The sequence below is a fragment of the Mucilaginibacter sp. PAMB04274 genome (assembly GCF_039634385.2).
GTDB lineage: Bacteria > Bacteroidota > Bacteroidia > Sphingobacteriales > Sphingobacteriaceae > Mucilaginibacter.
The window spans coordinates 2,458,351-2,482,394 of record NZ_CP155081.2; the positions used below are offsets into that span (position 1 = coordinate 2,458,351).

The 24,044-nt window shown below is 42.3% G+C and carries 21 protein-coding genes and 1 other RNA gene; 7 read left to right on the forward strand and 15 right to left on the reverse strand.

Going from position 1 to position 24,044, the window contains the following annotated elements:
• Positions 1-136 precede the first annotated feature (136 nt).
• Positions 137-901 carry a 23S rRNA (guanosine(2251)-2'-O)-methyltransferase RlmB gene (rlmB, locus tag ABDD95_RS10370; protein ID WP_345951820.1) on the forward strand — a complete coding sequence of 255 codons (765 nt, stop codon included), beginning with the start codon at positions 137-139 and terminating at the stop codon, positions 899-901.
• Positions 902-981: 80 nt separating this feature from the next.
• On the opposite strand, the gene ABDD95_RS10375 is transcribed toward rlmB, so the two are convergent.
• Positions 982-2,067 (reverse strand): mannose-1-phosphate guanylyltransferase, encoded by a 1,086-nt coding sequence (locus ABDD95_RS10375; protein ID WP_345951821.1) that lies wholly within the window; start codon positions 2,065-2,067, stop codon positions 982-984.
• Between the two features lie 226 nt (positions 2,068-2,293).
• Here ABDD95_RS10375 and recQ point away from each other — a divergent pair, with 226 nt between their 5' ends.
• Together recQ and ABDD95_RS10385 are read left to right on the forward strand one after the other, a co-directional pair.
• Positions 2,294-4,486 (forward strand): DNA helicase RecQ, encoded by a 2,193-nt coding sequence (gene recQ, locus ABDD95_RS10380; protein WP_345952103.1) that lies wholly within the window; start codon positions 2,294-2,296, stop codon positions 4,484-4,486.
• Between the two features lie 142 nt (positions 4,487-4,628).
• Positions 4,629-7,022: a hypothetical protein gene (locus tag ABDD95_RS10385; RefSeq protein WP_345951822.1), complete on the forward strand. Its 2,394-nt coding sequence runs from the start codon at positions 4,629-4,631 to the stop codon at positions 7,020-7,022.
• 1 nt (position 7,023) lies between these two features.
• Here the strand turns inward: ABDD95_RS10385 and ABDD95_RS10390 are convergent, their stop codons facing one another.
• Both ABDD95_RS10390 and ABDD95_RS10395 read right to left on the reverse strand, forming a co-directional pair.
• Positions 7,024-8,898, reverse strand: a complete 1,875-nt coding sequence (locus ABDD95_RS10390; protein ID WP_345951823.1) for an OmpA family protein — start codon at positions 8,896-8,898, stop codon at positions 7,024-7,026.
• 57 nt (positions 8,899-8,955) lie between these two features.
• Positions 8,956-9,579 carry a 7-carboxy-7-deazaguanine synthase QueE gene (locus tag ABDD95_RS10395; RefSeq protein ID WP_345951824.1) on the reverse strand — a complete coding sequence of 208 codons (624 nt, stop codon included), beginning with the start codon at positions 9,577-9,579 and terminating at the stop codon, positions 8,956-8,958.
• 99 nt (positions 9,580-9,678) lie between these two features.
• Here ABDD95_RS10395 and ABDD95_RS10400 point away from each other — a divergent pair, with 99 nt between their 5' ends.
• Both ABDD95_RS10400 and ABDD95_RS10405 read left to right on the forward strand, forming a co-directional pair.
• On the forward strand, positions 9,679-10,434 hold the full coding sequence (locus ABDD95_RS10400) for a hypothetical protein (RefSeq protein ID WP_345951825.1): 756 nt from the start codon (positions 9,679-9,681) through the stop codon (positions 10,432-10,434).
• A gap of 8 nt (positions 10,435-10,442) precedes the next feature.
• On the forward strand, positions 10,443-10,781 hold the full coding sequence (locus ABDD95_RS10405; RefSeq protein ID WP_345951826.1) for a Rieske (2Fe-2S) protein: 339 nt from the start codon (positions 10,443-10,445) through the stop codon (positions 10,779-10,781).
• Between the two features lie 107 nt (positions 10,782-10,888).
• Here ABDD95_RS10405 and ABDD95_RS10410 read toward each other — a convergent pair whose 3' ends face one another.
• On the reverse strand, positions 10,889-11,782 hold the full coding sequence (locus ABDD95_RS10410; protein WP_345951827.1) for a tetrahydrofolate dehydrogenase/cyclohydrolase catalytic domain-containing protein: 894 nt from the start codon (positions 11,780-11,782) through the stop codon (positions 10,889-10,891).
• 73 nt (positions 11,783-11,855) lie between these two features.
• Entirely contained in the window at positions 11,856-13,643 is a 1,788-nt protein-coding gene (gene lepA / locus ABDD95_RS10415) for a translation elongation factor 4 (protein WP_345951828.1), read from the reverse strand.
• A 72-nt stretch (positions 13,644-13,715) separates the two neighbouring features.
• On the opposite strand from lepA, the gene ABDD95_RS10420 reads away from it, so the two are divergent.
• On the forward strand, positions 13,716-14,603 hold the full coding sequence (locus ABDD95_RS10420; RefSeq protein ID WP_345951829.1) for a fructosamine kinase family protein: 888 nt from the start codon (positions 13,716-13,718) through the stop codon (positions 14,601-14,603).
• 172 nt (positions 14,604-14,775) lie between these two features.
• On the opposite strand, the gene ABDD95_RS10425 is transcribed toward ABDD95_RS10420, so the two are convergent.
• Positions 14,776-15,453 (reverse strand): SOS response-associated peptidase, encoded by a 678-nt coding sequence (locus ABDD95_RS10425; RefSeq protein WP_345951830.1) that lies wholly within the window; start codon positions 15,451-15,453, stop codon positions 14,776-14,778.
• A 117-nt stretch (positions 15,454-15,570) separates the two neighbouring features.
• Between ABDD95_RS10425 and ABDD95_RS10430 the strand changes: the two genes are divergently transcribed.
• Positions 15,571-15,873 carry a hypothetical protein gene (locus ABDD95_RS10430; RefSeq protein WP_345951831.1) on the forward strand — a complete coding sequence of 101 codons (303 nt, stop codon included), beginning with the start codon at positions 15,571-15,573 and terminating at the stop codon, positions 15,871-15,873.
• 212 nt (positions 15,874-16,085) lie between these two features.
• On the opposite strand, the gene ABDD95_RS10435 is transcribed toward ABDD95_RS10430, so the two are convergent.
• The 9 genes from ABDD95_RS10435 to ABDD95_RS10475 all read right to left on the reverse strand — a co-directional run bounded on the left by ABDD95_RS10435 (position 16,086) and on the right by ABDD95_RS10475 (position 23,843).
• Entirely contained in the window at positions 16,086-16,268 is a 183-nt protein-coding gene (locus ABDD95_RS10435; RefSeq protein ID WP_345951832.1) for a DUF2158 domain-containing protein, read from the reverse strand.
• A gap of 159 nt (positions 16,269-16,427) precedes the next feature.
• Complete coding sequence (locus ABDD95_RS10440) at positions 16,428-17,807, reverse strand: sigma-54 dependent transcriptional regulator (RefSeq protein ID WP_345951833.1); 1,380 nt, start codon at positions 17,805-17,807, stop codon at positions 16,428-16,430.
• Positions 17,808-17,929: 122 nt separating this feature from the next.
• Positions 17,930-18,318: RNase P RNA component class A (rnpB, locus tag ABDD95_RS10445), an RNA gene on the reverse strand.
• A gap of 85 nt (positions 18,319-18,403) precedes the next feature.
• Entirely contained in the window at positions 18,404-18,820 is a 417-nt protein-coding gene (locus tag ABDD95_RS10450; RefSeq protein WP_345951834.1) for a cytochrome c, read from the reverse strand.
• Positions 18,817-19,470, reverse strand: coding sequence for an SCO family protein (locus tag ABDD95_RS10455; RefSeq protein ID WP_345951835.1), 654 nt, complete (start codon positions 19,468-19,470; stop codon positions 18,817-18,819). The genes ABDD95_RS10450 and ABDD95_RS10455 overlap by 4 nt, the downstream gene beginning before the upstream one ends.
• The gene (locus tag ABDD95_RS10460; RefSeq protein WP_345951836.1) at positions 19,467-19,868 is read right to left on the reverse strand and encodes a hypothetical protein; all 402 of its coding nucleotides are present in this window, start codon (positions 19,866-19,868) and stop codon (positions 19,467-19,469) included. The genes ABDD95_RS10455 and ABDD95_RS10460 overlap by 4 nt, the downstream gene beginning before the upstream one ends.
• Before the next feature lie 12 nt (positions 19,869-19,880).
• Positions 19,881-20,069 carry a heavy metal-binding domain-containing protein gene (locus ABDD95_RS10465; RefSeq protein ID WP_345951837.1) on the reverse strand — a complete coding sequence of 63 codons (189 nt, stop codon included), beginning with the start codon at positions 20,067-20,069 and terminating at the stop codon, positions 19,881-19,883.
• Position 20,070: 1 nt separating this feature from the next.
• Positions 20,071-21,528, reverse strand: a complete 1,458-nt coding sequence (locus tag ABDD95_RS10470; protein ID WP_345951838.1) for a PepSY domain-containing protein — start codon at positions 21,526-21,528, stop codon at positions 20,071-20,073.
• 2 nt (positions 21,529-21,530) lie between these two features.
• Positions 21,531-23,843 carry a TonB-dependent receptor gene (locus ABDD95_RS10475; protein ID WP_345951839.1) on the reverse strand — a complete coding sequence of 771 codons (2,313 nt, stop codon included), beginning with the start codon at positions 23,841-23,843 and terminating at the stop codon, positions 21,531-21,533.
• Positions 23,844-24,044 lie beyond the last annotated feature (201 nt).

The window sequence follows — 24,044 nt, forward strand, 5'->3', positions numbered from 1 at the left end:
TAAATATTTGCCGGCTTAGTGTTCTTTTATCTGAAATCTTATTTGTATAGAATATTTGTTCGCCTTTTCACTTCTAACTAAATGTAAGGTTTATACTAGTAATTATGCGTATTTTTGTTACTTTATTTTATTTTAAATGACAGGTAATTATCCCCCGCGACGCAGCAGTAACAATAGTCAATTTATATTCGGAATCCGTGCCATCATAGAAGCAATTATATCAGGCAAAGAAATTGAATCGCTTTACGTTCAGCGCGGCCTTACCGGCGGACTGTATCAGGAGTTAAAACAAGTAACCAGCGAGCATCAAATTACGCCACAGTACGTACCCGTCGAAAAGTTGAACCGCATGACACCTAAAAATCACCAGGGTGCTGTAGCGGTGGTATCGCCAATTACCTATCAGAAAATAGAAAACATTATTCCAGATGTTTTTGAAAAGGGGGAGGTGCCGCTTATTTTAGTGCTGGATAGCATAACCGATGTACGCAATATGGGAGCATTGGCCCGTACTGCAGAATGTGCCGGTGTGCATGCCATACTGATACCCGCAAAAGGATCGGCACAGATTAATGCAGATGCCGTGAAAACATCGGCCGGCGCTTTATACAAAATTCCGGTTTGCCGGCACGAAAATTTTGTACAAACCGTACGCTTTTTACAGGAGTCGGGCTTGCAGATAGTATGCTGTACCGAAAAAACAAATGATTATATCTACAAACCGGATTATACCTTACCCACCGCAGTGGTAATGGGATCAGAGGAAGATGGCATACGTAACGAACTGATACGAACAGCAGACCACTTAGCTAAGATACCCATGTACGGTGAAATAGAGTCTCTAAACGTTTCGGTATCTGCTGGAATAATACTTTATGAAGCAGTTAGGCAGCGACAGTAAATTGGTATGCAAATAAAAATGCGCAAATGTTTAATAAAGGATTAAACACCTGCGCATGGATTCATTATTTTATTTGAATCTTAAATGTATTTCGTGCCGAATTTCTGTTTAACGTCGGCAACTACTTGTTTTACGTTTTGTTCCTGATCCCGTGGGCAAATCAGCAAGGTATTGTTTGATTCAACAACGATATAATCGTGCAGGCCTTGTAACACAACCAGTTTATCATCAGGTACGTTTACCATACAATTTGACGAATCGTACATAATTACCTTTTCAGAAGGGATAACTGCATTGCCTACATAGTCTTTTTCTGCCAGCTGGTAAATTGAAGCCCAGGTGCCTAAATCACTCCAACCAAATTCAGACGGCAGCACGTAAACGTTTTCTGCCTTCTCCATAATGCCGTAATCGATAGAGATATTGATGCAGCGCTGGTAAGCGGTATGCACATGCGGTTTCTCTTCAGCGGTATTATAAACAGCACGCGCTTCTGCAAATATCTCATGCATGTCGGGCAAGTACTTATCAAACGAGCTCACGATGGCCTTGGCCGACCAAACAAAGATGCCTGCATTCCATAAAAAGTCGCCACTTTGAATAAAGGTTTTGGCTATATCAAGCGTAGGCTTCTCGGTAAAGGTCTTTACTTTATGGAATTGTTCGTCGATTACCTGGTCATTGTACTGAATGTATCCGTAGCCTGTGTCCGGGCGCGAAGGCATAATGCCTAAGGTGATCAGGCACTCATGAGCAGCTGCTGTTTCCAGCGAGCTTTCAATGGCGCTCACAAATTTATCTTCTGCCAGTATCAGGTGATCTGAGGGCGCTACTACAATTACTGCATCCGGGTTCAGGCTTTCTATTTTAAAGCATCCGTAAGCTACACAAGGAGCTGTGTTGCGCATAACCGGCTCAGTAAGTATTTGTGAGTCGGTCATATCTGGTAACTGCGTTTTTACTAGGTCGGTATAAATTTCGTTGGTAACAACATAAATATTTTCCTTCGGACAAACCTTCAGGAACCGATCATAAGTGTTTTGTATTAACGTTTTGCCAGTGCCCAAGATATCGATAAACTGCTTGGGGTGTGAAGTACGGCTGATAGGCCAAAAGCGGCTGCCTATGCCACCAGCCATGATAATGGCATAATAGTTTTTATTCATGTGATATACAGTATGTGATCAAGTGGTAACACTGCCGTCAAATTTGTAAAAAATAATTCGGTTTTGTAATAAAAATCGGGTATATTTAGTTAATTATTATCGAGTTTAGAACAACACGTAAAATCATAATAGTTTAATATTTTGTTTACATTTTGTCGTTTTTCTGTATTTTTTTGTTATTTTGAACTATAAAAGCAGAACTTCAAATTTTTTCTAAGATAAAATGATTGAAATTAAAAAGTCGCTTTTTGATAACCTGCAAAATTTTTTCGGATTCGATAATTTTAAAGGCGAACAAGAAGCGATTATTACTAATATAATGGCCGGTAATGACACGTTCGTGATTATGCCTACCGGCGGCGGTAAATCCATGTGTTATCAGCTTCCGGCATTAATGACGGAAGGTACAGCCATCGTCATCTCTCCACTCATAGCCCTGATGAAAAATCAGGTTGATCAGCTAAGAGCTTTCTGTAATTCAGACAGCGTTGCACACTTTCTAAACTCATCATTAACCAAATCAGAAACGGCTAAGGTTAAAGAAGATGTTTTGGCCGGTCGTACTAAACTATTATATGTTGCTCCCGAATCATTAACAAAACAGGACAATATTGATTTTCTGAGGCTTAACAAGCTATCATTTGTAGCGGTTGATGAAGCGCACTGTATTTCGGAGTGGGGGCATGACTTTCGTCCGGAATACCGTAAGATACGGCAGGTAATCACCAACCTTGGCGAAGATATTCCGATTATAGCGCTAACCGCTACGGCTACACCCAAAGTGCAGCACGATATTCAGAAAAATTTGCAAATGAACAATGCAACGGTATATAAATCATCGTTCAACCGTTCAAATCTCTTTTACGAAGTGCGTGCCAAACGCAATGTTCTTAAAGAAATCATTAAGTTCATTAAGCAGCATCAGGGCAAATCAGGCATTGTTTACTGTTTAAGCCGTAAAAAGGTAGAAGAAGTAGCCGAGGCATTAAAGTTAAACGGCGTTAAAGCTTTACCTTACCACGCCGGCCTTGACGCTAAAGTGCGTGCCGATACACAAGACAAATTCTTGATGGAAGATGCCGACGTAATTGTTGCTACCATTGCTTTTGGGATGGGTATTGACAAACCCGATGTGCGTTATGTAATACACCATGATGTGCCCAAGAGCATGGAAGGTTATTACCAGGAGACCGGCCGTGCAGGGCGTGACGGCGGCGAGGGTATTTGTGTAGCTTTCTATTCTGAAAAAGATGTAGATAAGCTGCAAAAATTTATGAAAGACAAGCCGGTTTCTGAACGTGAAATCGGTACGCAGATACTTAAGGAAGTAATTGATTATGCGGAGTCGGCTGTTTGCCGCCGTAAGCAGATCTTGCATTACTTTGGTGAGGACTATGATGCGGCCAGTTGTAATTGCATGTGTGATAATTGCAGTTCTGAGCGGCTGTTCTTTGACGCTGAAGCGCAACTGCACCGTGCTTTGAGCCTCATCAAACAACTGGGCGACAAGTTTGATGATCATCATATTACCAGTGTGTTAATGGGGCAGGATAATCCGCATGTACACCATTATGAACATCATCTTCTCGATGTTTTTGGCTCAGGTAAGGAAGAAGGCCAAAATTTATGGCACTCCTTATTACGCCAGGCAATGCTGGATAATTTCTTATCGAAAGACATAGACAATTATGGCTTGTTGAAGCTAACTGATAAAGGTTACGATTTTATAGACAACCCATACAGCATTAAATTTGTATTGAACAAACCTATGGAAGCCGCTGAGGACGATGAGTCTGAAGAGGGCCCTAAGCACGGCGGTGGTGCGTTGGATACACAGTTGCTGCAGATGCTGAAAGACTTGCGCAAAAAGATTGCCAAGCAAAAGAATTTACCCCCGTTTGTAGTTTTTCAGGATCCGTCATTGGAGGAGATGTGTACGCATTATCCCGTATCTACAGATGAGCTGAAGCAAATATCGGGCGTGGGAGCGGGTAAAGCTGCCAAATTTGGTGCACCATTCATTGAGCTGATTAAGAAGTACGTAGAGGATAACGACATCGACCGGCCGGTTGATATGGTTATAAAAAGTGCAGCTAATAAATCAGCACTTAAAGTTTACATTATTCAGAACATTGACCGCCATTTAGACCTGGAAGATATCGCTGCATCAAAGGGATTAACCTATGAAGAAATTCTTCGTGAGGTTGAATCTATTGTTAACTCTGGTACCAAGCTTAACCTAAATTACTATATAGACGAAGTAATTGACGAGGATAAACAGGAAGAGGTCTATGATTACTTCCGTTCGGCTGAAGTTGATTCAATAGACGACGCTTTGGTGGATTTAGGCGTTAATGATTATACCCGCGAAGAGATACAACTCATGCGTATCAAATTTATGTCGGAGTTAGGCAACTAGCATTTACTAGATATGATTATAAAAAGGAACTCACAACACGAGTTCCTTTTTTTATATCTTGCATTCTGCAACCTAAAGAACCACTACCAAATTTATGTTAAAATGCCGGCTTAAAAATGCAAGCTCAGTCATACAACTAATTATGATTGCTCTGCTTTTATGCCTGGTGAATCAAGAAACCACCGCACAAGTGCTGCCTCCGTTGGCTGACACCCTGCAGCAAAAGATGAAGCGGTATCAACAGTTGCGCCCAGCCACATTGTTGTTTGCACATTTCGACAAAATAGTTTACACCAATAACGAAAATGTTTGGTTCACGGCTTATTTGCTCAATTGCAATACTTACGCCGATCATCACACGTTGTCGGTTAGCTTGGTTAGCGATATGGACCGGACCGTTGTTTTGCATGAAAAATTTGTAATGGCAAATGGCGTAGGGTTTGGTAACCTGCTGCTTCCAGATAGCATTGCGCCGGGTAATTACACATTTACAGTGTATACCAACCGTCTAATTAACCGTAACCCGGAAGCGGTATTTCATCAACCCGTTACCATCAAGTCAGGTGCTGTTCCACCGTTTAAGGCCATATTGTTTCTTAAAGACACTCTGGTTAACAGGCTCAATAAGCCGCGTCAGGTAGTGCTAAGTGTTACCGGTGCCGACTACATGCCGGTTGCTGATGCTACCGTTAAATACAAGCTTGCTGGCAAGGACACTAGTATCATTAACGGAAAAGCAAAAACGGACCGGGCCGGGCAATACTTGATTAACATGCCGCCAGGAAAAAGCATGTTGAAAGTGCTGATACAAGACAAAAAAGCCAGCCAATACATGTATCTATCACTACCCGATAAAAACGAAATAGCACAGGTTAAATTTTATCCGGAAAGTGGGCACCTGATTAATAATGTGCCCTCAAAAGTTGGCTGGGAAGCTACCACTCCAGATGGACAGCCGCTAAAAGTTACAGGTGTACTTTATGAAAATGGTAACGCACTTGATACGCTGTATACTGACTCATATGGAATGGGCAGGTTTTTACTATATGCACGTCCGGAACATGTTTACACCTTAAAATTAAAGGGGATTAGGCAAAGGGACACGTCTTACCAACTACCGAAAGCACTTTCATCGGGCATATCACTAACCGCTAGAAACCCGCTGGCAAGCGATACGCTCGAGGTGCAGGTTCGTAGTTCAGAACGGGGAAGGTATTTTATAAATGTTCACAATTTTACGCAATTGTACTCTTGTACTCCTGTTAAGGTTGATATATTACATCCGCTAAGAGTTAAGGTGCCATTAAATGAGATGCCTAGAGGCTTGGCCGAAGTAACTGTAACTGATAGTGCCGGCCACCCGATGGCTGAGCGTGTATTTTTTTCTCACTTCGATCAACCCAACCCTTTAATTTTTCAAACTAACAAGATCACCTTCAGTACACGCGAAAAAGTGAACCTAAAGGTGCGTTTGGATGCGAAAATGATTGCGCCTTTGCAAGGCTTCGTGTCTGTAGCATGCGTACAGGATAACCGTATCGAACTTAAAAAAGTACAGGACATCGAGAGTTATTTTTACCTTAAAAGTGGTACAGGCACCTTGCCGCTAAAGGAAAAATATATGGGTAGCAACCCTCAGGACAAAGCTTACCTTGAAAACGTCCTCTTGATAAAAGGCTGGCGCAAATACACCTGGCAGGATATGCTTAACGTTAAAGTAACCGATACTGCATCCATGCAGGGTTCATTAGTATTATCAGGCAAACTGACGAAATATGATAAGCCATTAAAAAAGGCGGCAACAGTTGTGCTGGCCCGCGATTCATCATCGATCATATTCAGTACGAATGATATTGGACACTTTGATTTAAGTTTTGAACAGCTTTTAACCATGCAGGACAAAAAAGTAAGGTTTATAACACAAACAAAAGACAACTACTACGTTCATATAGCGGATCCATACCTTTCTGTTAATAAGACCCTGGCCCATTCTTTAAAAATGCAAAGTTATGAGCCTTCGGTTTCAACACTCAATAGCGAATCTTTTGCGATAAAAGGATTGGAACGTGCTATACAATTAAAGGAAGTTACAGTAGTAGCCAAAAGAGACAACTCCTTTTTTGGTGCTACAAATAAATGTGGCGACTATGTGTGCGCGTTCAAAATTCTTAATTGCCCAAACCATGTTAACGCACAACATACATTGCCGGTTATAGGTGCAGTATATACGTTTAATGGAATGCGTACTGTATATAACGGTTGCTCAGCTGAAAGCAATGGTCAAACCAACACCATCCATGGCATATACCTGGCCAAGCAATTTTACGGGTCAGATTATGCGGTAGCCAACCCTACCGAACCAGAGTACAACTCCACGATATTTTGGAGGCATTTAGTCAAAATAAACAAAGAAAAGGAAACCGAAATGAGTTTCTATACCAGCGACATCACAGGAAAGTTTAGGATAGTTATACAGGGCGTTGCCGGTGACGGAGTGGTTTACGGTGAGAGCTTTATCAATGTTAAAAAGCCCTGATTTATTTTGCTATTATTTTGAATTCCGTTCTGCGGTTCTTAGCACGATTGTCTTCAGTAGTGTTTGGCACTACCGGCTGCTGCTTGCCATAACCTTTAAACTGAAGCTTGCCGGCATTGGCACCATGGTTGACAAGATATTGATAAACGGATTTCGCCCTGCTTTCAGACAATGTTTGGTTTAATTTATCATTACCCATATTGTCTGTGTGCCCAGATATCTCAATACTAACAGTAGGATTAACAGTCATGAAATTGAGCAGGTATTGCAATGCAGACTGCGACTCGGGTTTGAGGTCATATCGATTAGTGTCGAAAAAAATATTCTTCAGAATAGCAGATTTGCCAACTTCAATGGTATTAAGAGGCACCTCAATGTTAAAGGGTTTATTAGTGTCTTTTCCAGTAAGCGCAAAATTCTCAGATGAAAAAAGGTAGCCGTTTTTAGTAATTGTAAGCCCGTAATTGCGCCCTGTTACCAGCGTTACCAAAAAATCGCCGTTTGTTGGCGAGCTGTAATTTTGATAAACCGGCCGGTTGGTCGTTAAATCAACTATTTCAACTTCTGCTTCGATGGGTTTTTTGGTAGTTGCATCCACAACAGATCCTTTTACGTAGGTTACGTTATGTGGCCTTGTTTTTTCCGGCAGCTCAAACATGTAAATATCAAAGCCTCCATAGCCATTTAACGTGTTTGAAGCAAAGTACGCATAACCGCCGGTAGTACTAATGCTCATGCCATTTTCGTCACCGCTCGAATTAATAGGATAGCCCATATTTTCGGGCTTCTCCCACTTGCCTGCCTTGTTAAGGCGGCTTATAAACAAATCTTTATTGCCCATCCCCGGCCACCCGTTTGAGCAAAAATAAAGCGTGCTATCATCAGGATGGATAAACGGAGATTGCTCATCATATGGTGTATTAATGTTTGGCCCTAGGTTTTCAGGTGCCGACCATCCCTTATCAGTGATCTGACATTTCCAGATGTCATAACCTCCATACCCACCTTTACGGTTACTTACAAAGTACAAGGTTTTGCCATCAGCGCTTATGGATGGCTGCGATTCCCATCCTGAACTGTTGATTGGCGAACTTAAATTGAAAGGTTTGCTCCAGTCTTCCCCCTTTTTTTGTGCTACATAAATATCACACCGACCTAAGCCATCAGGACGGTTGCAGCCCGTAAAGAACAGGAACTTGCCATCTTGCGATAGCGATTGTGCCCCCTCATTAAACTCAACGGTGTTGATGAATTTACTTAAATAAGAGGCTGCTGTCCACTGGCCGTTTTGGCGGCTGCTTTTATAAAAATCTTCGTTGGATGCTATTTTCCGGGTAAAAATAAGGGTGCTTTCGTCTGCTGTTGATACGGGCAGATATTCGTCGTTTATGGAGTTTATTTGTGGCCCCAGATTCACCGGCTTGAAAGGAACCGGGTGCTGTAGTGCATCTATACTAAAAGTACAATCGTCAATGAGCTTGCGGGCATAAAAACGATTCTCAGGCGTTAATGTGGGGTAGGTGATGTATTTCTCGAGATGTGCTTGAGCTTGCACATATTCAGCCAAATTAATTTCCGATTCGCCCAGTTTTAGATAGATGCCACGACTAAACTCGGGGTTAAGCGTCAGTACTGCCCGGTAGTGCTCGACAGCTTCTTTATACTTAATTTGCATTTTAAGCAAATCGGCCAGTTGAGCATGCGCTTCAATAAAATTATTATCGGCCTGGAGTGCGCTTTGTAAATTCAGGCCTGCGTTTGCATAGTCCTGACGGTCTAAAAAGGCGCTTGCTTTTTGGTAATACGTTATAGCGGCGCTATTATTGGTACTCAGCTTTTTAACCTGACCATGAGTTTTGAAAGTAAAAAGAAGCAAAAAACATAAAGCTACACATCGCATAACAGATACTATACGTATTTTAAGGCAAAAATGTTACGGTATATTCATAAACTTATGAGTCTGTAAAGAAACTTCCCATTTAGGATTGTTCATTACATACTCCACAATAAGCGGCATCATTTCCTTGCTTTTTGACCACTCGGGCTGTAAAAATAACTTGCATTCGGGCGACACCTTGCTGGCGTGTTCTTCGGCCCAGGCAAAATCCGACTTATTAAAAACAATAACTTTTAACTCATGCGCAAATGCGGTAACATCAGGCATGGGCGCTTTAAACTTTTTAGGCGAAAGGCAAATCCAATCCCAATGGCCCGAAAGGGGGTATGCGCCAGACGTTTCAATAAATGTTTTAACGTTATGCTGATGCAACTTATCGGTAAGATAATCGAGGTTATATATTAATGGCTCTCCACCGGTAACTACAACATTTTTGGCCGGATATCTTAATGCGTTTTCTACAATGAGATCAGAAGGAGTGAGGGCATGTAATTCAGCATCCCAGCTTTCTTTTACATCGCACCAATGGCAGCCTACATCACAACCGCCAAGCCTTATAAAGTAGGCGGCCTTACCCGAATTGTAACCCTCGCCCTGTATCGTATAAAATTCTTCCATCAACGGAAGCTGTGTGCCATCTTCTGGTATTACGTGTGCCATAAATTAATCTGCAAATATACATAAAGCCCGGCAGCATAAACATTTTTAAAACTTCTAACTACAAGTTATTATTTGTATAATTACTTACAAATGAGTGGTATGAAAAAACTTTACATTTTTATTATAGTTTGTTTTGCCTGCTCCATCACATCATGTGTGGATATTGTTGAGCGTTATAACTTTAAGGCCAACGGCACATGCGAGGTGCTGTATGATTTTGACATGAGCCAGGCAGTTGCAGTTCTGCACAACTTACTGTCAGACTCGCTTGCATCTACACCGCAATTTGCCATGGTGAAAGATACGGTAATGAACCTGTACAGCGCCTTACCAGATAGCACCCAAACCAAAATGAGCGCTGAGGAAATGAAGCTTGCGCAAAGCAGCAACTTGGCCATAAATATGAATTTAAAGCGAAGCATGATGAAGGTGAGCATCAGGCATCAGGCAAATAGTCCGCAAGAACTGGAGTATTATCTGCAGCGTTTATCAAAATTAGCTAAGTACGATCAAGAGAACGCTAAAAGGCCTAACATGAATATGTTTAATGCCCAGCAACTCATAGCTGGCCAGGATATTTATGCTTACCAGGTTACGCCACATAAATTTTGTCGCGTTATTGATATGGCTAAATTTAAAGTGTTTTTGAAAAAGACGCAGTCAACCTTTGCTATGGCAAAGGCTATGCTCATCGAAACGCCCTACAAGGTGGTGTTGAACTTTGCCAAACCGGTTAAGAAAATAGATAACAAGAAGGCAATAGTATCGGCCGATCGTAAGCAGGTTACACTACAAACCAGTATGGATGAGCTGGTCAAGAATCCGTCTCTGATGAACTTGAGGATAGATTTTTAACAGCTAAAATGGCATGGTATAAAGTGGCCGACGGCCTTGATCTGTCTGAATCGGTGATTAAGAAAGTGCATGCAGGCGGCAAAACTATATGCTTAATAGTTCATGAGAAAAACGTTTATGCACTATCAGCCTGGTGCCCCCATGCCGGTGCGGATTTAAGCGGCGGTTGGTGCCAGGATGAAAAGCTTGTTTGTCCTTACCACCGCTATTCTTACGATTTACAAACAGGTAGAGGCGCGCCTGGCCAAAATGATTATGTAACCGTGTATCCGGTAAGGAATGAACCCGACGGAGTATATATAGAAGTAAAGAGCTGGCTGGAGGGTGTAAAGCGTATTTTTAAATAAGCTTTCTGCAAAAGCAAACGCCGACTCGCAATGGAGCTAACGGGACATTATTCTTTGTGGAAACACTATAGGGGTATTCTATCAGCAACCGGCAAAATGAAATGCTACTATGTAGCAAGTTCGGGGTAGACATCGCGGTTAGCTGAAGACAGCGTGTTTTTGAGCAACCCAATAATTGTCATTAAACCCACACCACCAGGCACCGGTGTAATCCATGCCGCTTTAGGTGCAACGCTTTCAAAATCCACATCACCATAAAGTTTGTAACCCGACTTGGTTAGGGTAGAGGTTTCGCGGTTCATGCCCACGTCTATGATGACCACGCCGTCTTTAACCATATCAGCGGTGATGAAGTTTTTCTTGCCAATAGCAACAATCAATATGTCGGCGTCAAGTGTAAACTTCTTAATGTCGGGTGTACGACTGTGGCATATCGTAACCGTACAATTACCAGGCTGGGCGTTGCGCGCCATTAAAATACTCATAGGTGAGCCTACAATATTACTTCGCCCAACTACCACACAATGCTTGCCGGCCGTTTCAATACCATATTCCTTAAGCATCATGGTAATGCCGTAAGGGGTAGCCGGTATAAAAGATGGCAAGTTACGCTGCATACGGCCCAAATTTACAGGGTGAAATCCATCCACATCTTTACGGTGATCTATATGTTCGGTAACCTTCTCCGGGTCAATGTGCTTGGGTAGAGGGAGCTGCACAATAATGCCGTCAATATCGGCATCACGGTTTAGCTCAGCAACTTTAGCTAAAAGTTCTTTCTCGGTAACATCGTTCTCATATCGTACCAAGGTTGATTTGAAACCCACCTTTTCGCAGTTTCGCATTTTGCTGGCTACATAAATTTCGCTTCCACCATCGTGACCAACCAAAACAGCAACTAAGTGCGGTTTGCGGCCCGTGCGCTGCAAATATTCTGATGCTTGTTCTGCAATTTCAACCTTTAATTTTTCAGATACGTATTTTCCGTCGAGTAGTTGCATGTGAGGACATAGGATTAAAAAGACAAAGGACGAAAGACATTGTCGCATCTTTTGTCCTTTATCACATTGTCATTTAGTCTAATTTCAATACCGCCATAAACGCCGATTGTGGTATCTCTACGTTACCTACCTGGCGCATGCGCTTTTTACCTTTTTTCTGTTTCTCTAACAGCTTACGTTTACGTGATATGTCGCCACCATAACACTTGGCTGTTACGTCTTTACGTAAAGCTTTTACCGTTTCGCGAGCAATAATCTTAGCACCGATAGAGGCTTGTACAATGATTTCGAATTGCTGGCGCGGAATAAGCTCTTTCAGTTTCTCACAGATCTTTTTACCAAAATCGTAAGAGTTACTGCGGTGAATTAATGACGATAGGGCGTCAACCGGTTCGCCGTTTAAACGGATGTCCAAACGTACCAGGTCGCTTTGGCGGTAGCCTATTTGCGTGTAATCAAACGAAGCATAACCTTTGGATATAGTTTTCAGCTTATCATAAAAGTCGAACACAATCTCGCCCATTGGCATCTCAAATATGAGTTCAACCCGGTCTGATGTTAAATATGACTGGTTTACAATAGTACCACGCTTTTGAATACACAATGACATTACTGGCCCAACAAACTCGGCCTTGGTAATAATGTTGGCTTTAATGTAAGGTTCCTCAACAAAATCCAGCTTGCTTGGGTCGGGCAGGTCAGAGGGGTTATTTACCGTAAGCGGTTCACCTTTGGTAGTGTAAGCAATGTAAGATACGTTAGGTACGGTAGTAATAACCGTCATATCAAACTCGCGCTCTAAACGTTCCTGGATGATCTCCATGTGGAGCATACCCAGGAAACCACAACGGAAACCAAAACCTAACGCAGCCGATGATTCCGGCTCAAATACTAATGATGCATCATTCAGTTGCAGCTTACCCATTGAGTCGCGCAGCTCTTCATAATCTTCTGTATCAACCGGATAAATGCCAGCAAATACCATAGGTTTGACTTCTTCAAACCCTTGAATACCAGCAGCTGCCGGGCGCTCAATTAAAGTGATCGTATCGCCAACTTTAACTTCTTTTGCCTCTTTAATACCTGAAATAATGTAACCTACGTCGCCGGTTTTGATAACATCCTTAGGAACCTGGTTAAGTTTTAAAGTGCCTACTTCGTCGGCAATATATTCTTTACCGGTAGCCATAAACTTCACCTTAGTGTTCTTACGTATTTCGCCGTTTACAACTTTATAGTAAGCTATAATACCGCGGAAAGAGTTAAACACCGAGTCGAAGATCAACGCTTGCAGTGGTGCGTCGGGGTCACCAACAGGGGCGGGAACGCGCTCAATAATGGCACGCAAAATATCTTCGATACCCATACCTGTTTTACCAGATGCAGCCAAGATTTCTTCCCGCTTGCATCCTATCAGGTCAACAATCTGGTCTTTTACTTCCTCGGGCATAGCACCGGGCAGGTCCATTTTGTTAAGTACCGGAATAATTTCCAAATCATTCTCTAAAGCCAGGTAAAGATTAGATATGGTTTGTGCCTGTATGCCTTGCGATGCATCAACAATGAGCAAAGCGCCCTCACACGCAGCAATTGAGCGTGATACCTCGTATGAAAAATCGACGTGGCCCGGCGTATCAATCAAGTTAAGAACATACGGCTGCCCATCCAGCACATAGTCCATCTGTATGGCGTGGCTTTTGATGGTTATGCCGCGTTCGCGTTCCAGATCCATGTCGTCAAGCAATTGAGCCTGGGCTTCGCGAGCAGTAATGGTTTTGGTGTATTCGAGCAAGCGGTCGGCCAGGGTGCTTTTACCGTGGTCGATATGGGCTATGATACAAAAGTTACGGATGTGCTTCATTTCAAAACGCAAAAATAGCTTTTTAAGGCGATAAATTTGTATGCGTTAACCGATTTAACTAATTTGAAGATAATGGAACCGAATGTTCAACTAACTGATTACATAGAGAGCTGTCTGACAAATATTTATGGTCATCATGTAACTATTTTATCAATGCAACCGGTTAGCGGAGGCGATATAAACAGATCGTATTGCTTGCGCATGGATGATGGGAAAAAGCTTATGATGAAGCTGAACAGCAATAGCGCTTACCCTAACATGTTTGAGCTCGAAAGCTGTGGCCTTGACCTCATCCGCAATACGCACACAATAGCTGTACCTAACGTTGTTTTACAGTCCCATTACGCAGACCAAAGCTTTTTGCTAATGGAATGGATTGATAGCACAAAGCCTTCTGCAAGCACGTCGGCACTTTTAGGTCAGCAGCTCGCAGCCATGCACCGGCATACGGCCGCCCGGTTTGGCTTAGGCCATGACAATTACATGGGATCGCTGCAGCAAAGCAACCGTATGCATAATACCTGGGCAGAGTTTTTCATCAACGAGCGGTTACAGCCAATGGTGCAGACAGCTGTAAATAAACAATTGCTTAGCAATGTGGATGTAAAACAGTTTGATCGGCTTTATAATATCATGAGTAGTCTGTTTGAGGAAGAAGCTCCTGGTCTTATACATGGCGATTTGTGGGGCGGTAACTACCTTATTGCTAACAATGGGACGCCGTTTTTGATCGATCCGGCTGTAAGTTATGGCAATCGTGAGTTTGATATAGCCATGTCTACATTATTTGGTGGTTTTGACAAGTCATTTTACGACGCTTATAACGAAGGCTTTCCTTTAGCGCATGCCTGGCAGCAACGGTTGGATCTGTGGAACCTTTATCCACTGCTATTACATTTGAACTTGTTTGGTGGCGGGTATTTGGGACAGGTTAAAAGCTGTCTGCAGAAGTATGTATAATCATAAGTTTTTTGCTTTAGAGAATAATTACAGGAACTGGTTCGTCTGTTTCTAAAAAGCGGATTGACAACAACTACATGTAATGCCTTGCTCTTTGAAGGATTAGAGATTACGCACAAAGCCTTTTTACGCTTAAAGTTCAATCGAATGCTGACGACAGGCAGCTAACTTTTTAAAATAGGCTCAACGGTTTCACATCTGGCCCCTTGAACCAGTCGCCCGATTTGTTGTCGGCCTTGTTGATGCTTTTGCTAATCTCTACTTTGAGTAAAGCGCTATTTTCAATTGGTTTCAGTACTTCGGCGCGCTCTGGGTAAGAGAGTTGGGTATTAAGCCATACATCAGCCTCAGATCGGGTAAGTATTACCGGCATACGGTTGTGCACTTCGCCCACCATTTGATTGGGCTCGCGGGTTATAACTGTGCAGCTGAGCAGGGGAGTATCAAGCCGGGTGTTATAATCCCACAATCCGGCCAGCAGCATCAGGCTGCCATCGGCCATGCTGAAATAGTAAGGTGTTTTTGTGCCGGTACGTTCCCATTCATAAAAGCCATCGATGGCTATAATGCAATGGCGCTTACCCAAGAGATGTTTGAAGGCTGGCTTCTGGCCCATGTCTTCGCTCCGGGCGTTATGGGTATGATACTCAGGATAAGCGTTGCACCATGCCGGCACCAGCGGCCAATGGAAATGACGCAACGTATCAGGTGCCTTATCAACCAAGCCAAATATGTAGGTCCCTTTACATGCAAAGGCGTTCATGTCACCAGACCGGGCCGGTTCGCCATCTTTAACACCCAGCCGTTTGGCTGTTTCCGTGCTACTCCCAAAATTTATCCTGCCGCACATACTGAACGCTAAATTACGCTAAAAAGGCTTTATACACAATAATGAGGTAACTAAGCACTTTTAATCTTTTTGAATAAATGATGTATCTTGGTTGCCAGAGATCAATTTAAAATGCACATGAATACCAGCAACTACGCCTTATACCAATACTGCATACTTAAAGTGAACACCAAGTTATTTAGCAGTAGAATAGAGTTTGAACTGGACTTAGGTGAGGATAGCGCCACACTTGCCACTTACAACGAAGCCATTAACCAAAAAACACAGCAGGTGCAAAAGTACAGCCACCTGGTTGATGGGCTTAATTACCTGGCCACGCTTGGTTGGGAAATCGTAAACGTATACTATCGCGAATTTAGTGGCACCACTTACAACAACCCGCAATACTTGCTCAAACGCCTGGTAAGCGATAAAGCTTAGATAAGGTTAGTAAGGCAAGCTCCCCAGCTCGGCTACTATATTTAATTTATGCCACACATCTGCGCCTGATGGTAGATAATCTCATTGATTACTTAAAACGCGTAGCATATACTAATTATGGCCGCAAACACGCCTGCAATAAGGCTGATTTCTGCCAAAAATGGAAGTATGACGTCAGTTATGAACAGGTAGTGCAAACTAATGTTAAAGCGTTATGCAGTAAGATTAGTCTTCATTAAGAGTTCCGACAAAAAGTTGTAGGTTTTAAACTCGTTAACTGCCGGAACCCAATAAATAACGCTCACCATGTTTTCGTCTATATCACTAACAGTCATTTCCAGGCTGCCTGATTTTAATTTTACAACGTCGCCAATTTTAATATCTGTATTATGCATATAAAGGTTGTTTACTCATATAAACAACTTTGTATGCAAACTGATTGAGTGACGACAATTTTTGTTCTAAAACGTCGATAGGAGGGTAAATATACGAACAGCTAAAAATTGTTGATTTAAGGCACTCACCAGATTTTAGTGTCATGAAAAAAGGGGAGATCACTCGCCCCTTTTTAAACCAAATTTTTCGATTTTGCTATATAAATGACTTCGCTGAATGTCTATATCGTCAGCTGTTTTAGAAACGTTCCAGTTGTTCTTTTCCAACTTAAATTTGATATACTCGCGCTCAGCATAATCCTTATACTCCTGAAAATTCTTAAACTGCTCAAAGTCGGTTTGTGGCGCAGCGGCCGCACCTGCCGTTACACTAACTGGTGCCGATGGATTGGCAAACGCCTTAACATCGCTATCGGTAATCACCTTGTCGCTTAAAATAATCAAGCGCTCAATCATGTTACGCAACTCACGAATGTTACCCGTCCATGGCAAGGCTCTAAGCGCCTCTAAGCCAGCATCACTAATGCGTTTGGTGGGCATACCGTATTCATTGCAAATCTCTTCTAAAAAGCTGGTTGCTAACAAAGGTATATCATCACGGCGCTCAATAAGCGGCGGTACATGTATCAAAATAACGCTCAGGCGGTGGTACAAGTCCATACGGAAGTTACCATCTTCAATTTCTTTAAGCAGGTCCTTGTTGGTTGCCGCTACTACACGTACATCCACTTCAATTTCCTTTTCGCCACCCACACGGGTAATACGGCTTTCCTGCAAAGCACGCAGAACTTTAGCCTGAGCAGAGTGGCTCATATCACCAATCTCATCCAAAAACAAAGTACCACCATTAGCTTGTTCAAACTTGCCAATACGCTGCTTTACAGCCGAAGTAAATGAACCTTTCTCGTGCCCGAATAGCTCACTCTCAATTAGTTCCGAAGGTATTGCAGCACAGTTTACCTCAATGATAGGGCCATTGCTGCGGTTCGATTTCTCGTGCAACCAGCGGGCTACCAGTTCCTTACCGCTACCATTGGCACCGGTTACCAATACACGGGCCTCAGTAGGGCCAACACGATCTATAGTTTCTTTGATTTTTAAAATAGACTGCGATTCGCCCAGTATAGGACGAACTTTAGACACCTTACGTTTTAATACCTTGGCTTCGGTAACCAAGCTTCCGCGGTCGAGCGCGTTACGTACGGTAATTAAAAGGCGGTTAAGGTCAGGCGGTTTAGAAATAAAATCGAAAGCGCCTTTTTTACTGGCTTCTACTGCAGTTTCAACAGTGCCGTGGCCGGATATCATGATAAAAGGCAGGTCAGGCTTAATGACCATACCCTCAGTAAGGACTTCCATACCGTCCATGCGATTCATTTTGATATCGCACAGCACTAAATCGTAATCGTTCTTTTGTATTAGCTGAAGTCCGTCAACGCCGTTGTCCACATCTTCAACATGGTAGTCTTCGTATTCTAAAATTTCGCGCAAGGTGTTGCGTATTGCGCGCTCGTCATCAATAATTAAAATTTTAGCCATGTTTTTTCAGGAAGTAGTATGTTTTTTCGGCTGCTAATATAGCTATTTGTATAGTAAAACAAACACTTTTTGTAATGTTCGGGAAATAATTAACCCCTCCTGGTTGTACAAGAGGGGTTAAATACAGCAGCAAAACTGTAAGCCGGGTTTTGTGCTGCCTTGCGGCAGTTTCTATCATTAATCTGGACCTGTCATCGCTGACCGGCTCTATCAACCTACCCATCCTGGCGATACTGCTTACGCAACATCCGGAAGCGAGCAACCTCCATAAACCAGGACCTATTTGGTCTTTCAACTCCTGAGGTTTACCGCAAACATAGTTACCTATGCCTGCCGTGAGCTCTTACCTCACGTTTTCACCCTTACCTAACCTAAGCCAGGCGGTATATTTTCTGTGGCACTGGCTGTCGCCCGCTGCGAAGCGCCTTCCCGTTAAGAAGCAGGATGCTCTATGTTGCCCGGACTTTCCTCCGCCCAAACTAAATCAGGCAGCGATAGAACGTTTTGCAGTGCAAAGATACTGCTTTTCGTATGGCCTGCGTTAACAATCATGCAGAAAGTGATCTGGCCCGGTTAGATAATTGTGGTTATCAATCTCAATTACAATTGTTTAAGTCTTTATTTACTTGTTCAATTGAATGGAGCCCCTGATTATTTCCAAATGAATTTTGTACATAAGTAAGTACCTGAGCAATTTCGACCGGGGTAAGGTTAGCAGGCGGCATTTGCCCGTTGTAAGCTTTACTATTGACAAGTATGGGTAGTTTTAAACCGTTTTTGACATAACATGCTAATTTGCTGCGGTTGTTTTTCAGGAACAGCGAATCGGTGAGCGGCGGTATGAGAGCGGCCAAACCTTCGCCTTGCGGACCATGGCAATTCTGACAACGCGTTTTGTACAGTTGTTGACCCGATGTATAATAGCGCATAAATTCAAGTTTTTGCTCGCTTTGGCAAGAGTATACCAATGCCGTAATTGCGCCCAAAAGAACAAAGATAACTTTCAGTTTCATTGCGCTATACTATTTGAAGGCTCATTTTGCAGTGTTTTAATATCGCCGATTAGATTTTGCACCTCGTCGGCATTTGTGCCGTCATAAGTACCACGAATGCGTTTTTGCTTATCAACTAATATAAAATACCCCGCATGTACAAAGCCACCCGGAGCATTCTTGTCTTCTTGTACTGCGGTTAAATAGTTTCCGGCCAATTTGTATGTAGCTTCTTTATCTCCTTGCAAAAACCACCAATTGTTACCGGTGATGCCTAGCTTTTCGGCATAGCTTTTCAATACAGGCACGCTATCATGTTTGGGATCTATGCTATGCGATATAATTTTAACATTGCCCGAAGTTTTAAATTCATTGTAAACATTGAGCATGTTGCGGTGCATAACCGGGCAAATAGATGGGCAACTTGTAAAAAAGAAATCGGCTACATAAATACTGCCGTCTAAGGATTTGCGTGTTATTTCTTTGCCATATTGGTTCACAAACTTAAAATCGGGTATGGTTTGGTAAACGGTATCAGTTACCGTTTTTCCGTTCACCGTTTTGGTTACAGGTTCGCGGTTACCGTATATGGGTAGTATAGTGTTGCTTTTATTTTGTGTACACGAACTCCAAATCAAAGCAGTGATAAAAGTTAAATTAATCAATTTCATTTTTTTAAAGTACTTATAAGTTGGTTTGATTGGTTAACGGCTGTAGCTAGCTGGTTATTTATCTTGCTAACTTTCTTTTTTTGGTCGTCCAGGTATTGCATAACTTCCTCGTGAGATTTGCCTGTATTATCGGCATTAAACTGATGCATCCAGTCTTCCATGGCCTTATCTGCAATAGTAAGATTGTTAACCACAGGCATAACTTTGGCGGCTTCGTCTGCGTTGTTTTTGATCAAGCTGTCCAACAGCATCTTGTTCCTTACTGCCTGCTCATCATGAGCCATGGCTTTGTCATGTATTTCGATTACTTTGCTTAGCGCTTCCTTTTCCTGCTTTTTGGTGTCGGTGCATGCAGTTGCTAATAGTGTTATTGATGCCAATAAGATGTATAATTTCATAATGAGGTTCTTTTAATTCTTTTCAACTAAGTCCATTCCACATTGCGGGCAAATGCCTGGCTTATCTGCCTTTACATCTGGGTGCATAGTGCAGGTATAAACAGTTTTGTTTTCGTTATTCGGCCTTGTGGTTTGGGTTTGTGATGATTGATTGCACGCAGCTAAAGTAATCATCAGACAGAAAATGCTTAATTTTTTCATGTTATTTGTTTTTTAAAAAAGCTGCAAAACCAAACAAAGATACAACTAACACACCGGCTGCAGCCAGCATGCTAACTATGTCTCGAATGTTTTTGCCAGCCCAAGTCATACCAAAGTATTTGTGTAAAAAGATGAATGAGAAACCTTCGGTACGGTCAATACCGGCAACTTTTGTAGCTAGCTTTGCAGAAGAGGTTTCAATATACCAATCTTCATTGTACGGGTAACTTACTTTAACAACCGGCAAGCGTTTGTTAATAAAGCCGTATTCCTCTGTAAATTGCTTAACAGGTTCGGTGTTTGGTAGCAATTTGTGATACTGATGGGATTTGTTGCCAAAGTAACCGGCCAAATACTGTGCAAATTTATTTTCTCCACCATCAAGAATACTACCGTTTACTGCATTTATATACAAATACTCTTTTTTGTTATTGAGTACCTGATAATACGCAAGCCCGTCGAATTTTATTATACTTATGCGCTTAATTAAACTATCAGCTACAACCAAATTCAGATTGCTGGCTCCTAAGTCAGACCGATTGATTAGTTGCTCAAAAGGTTTTTGTGCGGCACCCTGGTTTTGTAATTTAACCCATAAATGAAACCCTCCGCTTATTACGAAGCAAAGCATTACAAACGACACGATTAAACCTAGCTGACGGTGGAAGCGGTGTAGAAAGCGATTATTGTGCCGTCCGTTTGCTTCTTGTTTTTGTCTGATCTGTTTAAAGCGGTTCCAAAAAAGTCCGTATACAATTATGCCCGAAAGTAAGGACAACAGCATGAACGAGACAATAATCAGCAGTACAACAATGCGGAATGTTTCTCCTGCTAAATCTCCCAAAAATTGCCAGTTGTGAAACTGTCTAAAAATCCATAAAAATGTTTTACGGGTGTTGTTGTTGAACGTTCCCAGGCGGCTTTGGCTGGTTTCTATATAAACGTCCATTCCATCGGCTCTTTTTAAAGAGATTTTCCAAACCGGTAAGAGGCGATTAATAGGTGCATAATTGTCGTCATAGCTTTTTTGCAACACGGTACTTTTAATAGCAGAAACTGAGTCTTGCGTAAAGTACCGGGCAAGGTAAATGGCGTATTGTTGATCGCCGTTAGGCAAAATGCTGCCATCGGTAGCAGAATAATAACTGTAAGAACTATCGCGTTTTAGCAATTGATAGTAGGTGCCTTTTGCAAAGTGCACCAAGCTAAAGTTCCTGATCTCGGCCACCTGGTTTTTATCCATTATTTGCTGTAAGGAAAGCTTTGGGGCCATTTGTTGCTGGCTGAGTGGCTTAAATACTTCCTGCGGAATAAAAGGCCTAAACCAGTTTGACATGAAAGGGTGGGAAAGGCCACTAACAGTCCAAAATATTACGGGCACCAGGCTTATCAAACCAATAACGCGGTGCCAATTATAAAACTTCCGCTTGGCTGTTTTGGGTTGTAACTGAACTTCCATAATTAATATTTTGAAAATGAATAGCTAATGCCTAGCGTGTACGTACGCGGAGGAGCAGCATAATACGTGTCGCCATACTGGTTGCTGGTTACCGAGGTGGCATAAAGTTCATTGGTTATATTCAGGGCATTGAACCAGATGCCGGCACCCTTTAAGACTTGTTGCTTAAAGTCATATCCCAAACGCAGGTTAGCAACGTTATAGCCATTATAACGCTTGCTATTAGCCGGATTTGTATAATATTGATTTATGTGCTGCCATTCAGTTGCTACTCGAAAACCATGTAAAAATGCGGGCTTATAAGTAAGCTCGGCGTTTGCAATCCAACTGGGGGCATTGCTCATGCGCTTGCCATTGTAAACGGTGACCTGGGTTTGCCCTGTGCCAAAGTTTGTGCTTACCTCACTATAGTCTTTGTAAGTGTGGTAGGCATTAGTTCCGCTAAAGCGAAGGGCAAGTTGTTGTACAGGCAAGTAGGTAAGTGTATACTCAATACCGCGATGCTGTGTAGCTCCTGCATTTTGATTTTGTGTGGTATTATCCGGAAGCAGCTGGCTAATAATCTCATTTTTGCCTTCCAGGTCATACAAACTCACTTCTGCATATAGCTTATTGTTCAGCATGGTGAACCAGCCGCCTACCTCATAATTATTAAAGGTAGCCTGTTTTAAAGGCACTTGCTGCCGCGAGCTGAATAAGTCGCCTGTTTCGGGAGGTTGAAAGCCTAAACTATAATTGGCGTATAAGCCTTTATGGTTACCTAAATTGTATGTTAAACCAAGTTTAGGCGCTAAAACGTCAAAGTTATTGGTTTGCTGCTGTTTGTATTTGGTATTACTAGGCGGTAATCCATTTTTAAAGTTATAATTCACACGGTCATAACGTAGCCCCATCACAATGCGTAGCGGCTCAGCCGGTTTAATCTCGTACTGGGCGTAAGCTGCCGTATTGAATAATTTAATGCGGTAATCATCGATATAAGTACCAGTGTTACTGTACCCGGTATAAAAATTATTAGCCACGTCTTTTTGTATGCTTAACGCTTGTGCGTAAAACGAGCTCGGGCTATTATCGAGGTAAACACCGGCAATTAACCTGGAGTTTAAAAAGTTGAAATCTAAACGGTGCTGTGCAAGTAACCCGTAGCTGTTGAAACGTTGGTCGTTAACCTGCCCATTCGAGCTTACATACTGGCCGGTACTACTGCGCACATCAGAAATAAAGTAGCTGGGCAACTGTGCGGTCGAATTATTGCGGAAATATAGCGTTACAAATGTTTGTGCTTTGCTGCTCCAGGCATGATCTAACCTCGCATTGGCTCTTAAAGCTTTAACCCTACGATAAGTAAATTGCTGGTTGCTGCTATAACTGCGGTTATAAAATCTGAGGCTATCCAGGCTGCCGGGCGTTTGGGTGTTCAGGTAGTTGTATGATCCTGATACAGTAAGATGGGTTGCCGAAGTAAAATCATAAGTGGTTTTTAAGCTGGCCGAGTACTTGTCAAAGTCTGAATAATCCTGCCAGCTATCGGCTTGGTGGGCAATATAGCCGCCAACATATAAACCAAACTTTCCGCTGGTAAAGCCACCGTCGGCATCAACGCGCCTGTAATGATAGTTGTCGCCCTGTAATTGTAAGCGTCCGGCATAACCGGTTGGTGGATTTTGCGTAATAAAATTTACTGCTCCGCCAATTGAGTTGCTACCATATAATGATGATGCTGGACCTTTGATTACCTCAATATCCTTTACACTGTTCATATTTATCTCGTACAAAGCATTGTGGTTAAAAATGCCTGTAGGCCGTATAGGCAGGCCATCTTCCATATAAAGATACAAGGCGTTATAGGTGATAGGTTGCCTGATGGCCATGGTGTGCTGCTCATTACCGAGATTAACCATGTATACGCCGGCAACCTTGTTCAAAAGCTGGTATAAGGCAGTAGCTTTTGTGTCCTGAATTTGCACCGTGTTAATCTTGCTAATCGCAATAGGGGCGTTTTCACGTGCTTGTCCTTCACGGCTGGCCGAAATTATAACCGGCTGCAAATCGACAGCCGAAGGTGATAAGCTCACGCTGATCTTGGCATCACCCGGGTTTATTTTCATAATTTGGGTGGTGTAACCCATATAGGTAAAACGCAGCCTAGAAGAAAAAGCAATGTTAAATTCGCCAGAACGATTGGTGATTGTGCTGATATTACTTTTAGAGCTACTGTCTGCACTACTTACTGTTACGCCAGGCAATGGTTCATGTGTTATGGCATCAACTACATTTCCATGCGTAACAGTTTGAGCCGATAGACATAAGGGCATATATAACAAAAGGTATAATATAATTTTCCGCATAAAGAATAATTAGGCAAAGTGCCTTTAGGTTGTTTCTGAATTATTTTACAATGTGTTATGCGATTTTATGACGAGAGAGTATAACACCGTAATGTATAGCTTAGTTGTTGCCATTCCGGTTTAAGATTGGGATGCTACTACGTTAACTATTAAGCAACTTTATAACAT

Bases quoted from the DNA above. Each gene is read 5' to 3' on its own strand.
- rlmB (WP_345951820.1), top strand. From the start codon at position 137: ATGACAGGTAATTATCCCCCGCGACGCAGCAGTAACAATAGTCAATTT.
- ABDD95_RS10375 (WP_345951821.1), bottom strand. From the start codon at position 2,067: ATGAATAAAAACTATTATGCCATTATCATGGCTGGTGGCATAGGCAGC.
- ABDD95_RS10385 (WP_345951822.1), top strand. From the start codon at position 4,629: ATGATTGCTCTGCTTTTATGCCTGGTGAATCAAGAAACCACCGCACAA.
- ABDD95_RS10395 (WP_345951824.1), bottom strand. From the start codon at position 9,579: ATGGCACACGTAATACCAGAAGATGGCACACAGCTTCCGTTGATGGAA.
- ABDD95_RS10400 (WP_345951825.1), top strand. From the start codon at position 9,679: ATGAAAAAACTTTACATTTTTATTATAGTTTGTTTTGCCTGCTCCATC.
- ABDD95_RS10405 (WP_345951826.1), top strand. From the start codon at position 10,443: ATGGCATGGTATAAAGTGGCCGACGGCCTTGATCTGTCTGAATCGGTG.
- ABDD95_RS10410 (WP_345951827.1), bottom strand. From the start codon at position 11,782: ATGCAACTACTCGACGGAAAATACGTATCTGAAAAATTAAAGGTTGAA.
- lepA (WP_345951828.1), bottom strand. From the start codon at position 13,643: ATGAAGCACATCCGTAACTTTTGTATCATAGCCCATATCGACCACGGT.
- ABDD95_RS10420 (WP_345951829.1), top strand. From the start codon at position 13,716: ATGGAACCGAATGTTCAACTAACTGATTACATAGAGAGCTGTCTGACA.
- ABDD95_RS10425 (WP_345951830.1), bottom strand. From the start codon at position 15,453: ATGTGCGGCAGGATAAATTTTGGGAGTAGCACGGAAACAGCCAAACGG.
- ABDD95_RS10430 (WP_345951831.1), top strand. From the start codon at position 15,571: ATGAATACCAGCAACTACGCCTTATACCAATACTGCATACTTAAAGTG.
- ABDD95_RS10435 (WP_345951832.1), bottom strand. From the start codon at position 16,268: ATGCATAATACAGATATTAAAATTGGCGACGTTGTAAAATTAAAATCA.
- ABDD95_RS10440 (WP_345951833.1), bottom strand. From the start codon at position 17,807: ATGGCTAAAATTTTAATTATTGATGACGAGCGCGCAATACGCAACACC.
- ABDD95_RS10450 (WP_345951834.1), bottom strand. From the start codon at position 18,820: ATGAAACTGAAAGTTATCTTTGTTCTTTTGGGCGCAATTACGGCATTG.
- ABDD95_RS10455 (WP_345951835.1), bottom strand. From the start codon at position 19,470: ATGAAATTGATTAATTTAACTTTTATCACTGCTTTGATTTGGAGTTCG.
- ABDD95_RS10460 (WP_345951836.1), bottom strand. From the start codon at position 19,868: ATGAAATTATACATCTTATTGGCATCAATAACACTATTAGCAACTGCA.
- ABDD95_RS10465 (WP_345951837.1), bottom strand. From the start codon at position 20,069: ATGAAAAAATTAAGCATTTTCTGTCTGATGATTACTTTAGCTGCGTGC.
- ABDD95_RS10470 (WP_345951838.1), bottom strand. From the start codon at position 21,528: ATGGAAGTTCAGTTACAACCCAAAACAGCCAAGCGGAAGTTTTATAAT.
- ABDD95_RS10475 (WP_345951839.1), bottom strand. From the start codon at position 23,843: ATGCCCTTATGTCTATCGGCTCAAACTGTTACGCATGGAAATGTAGTT.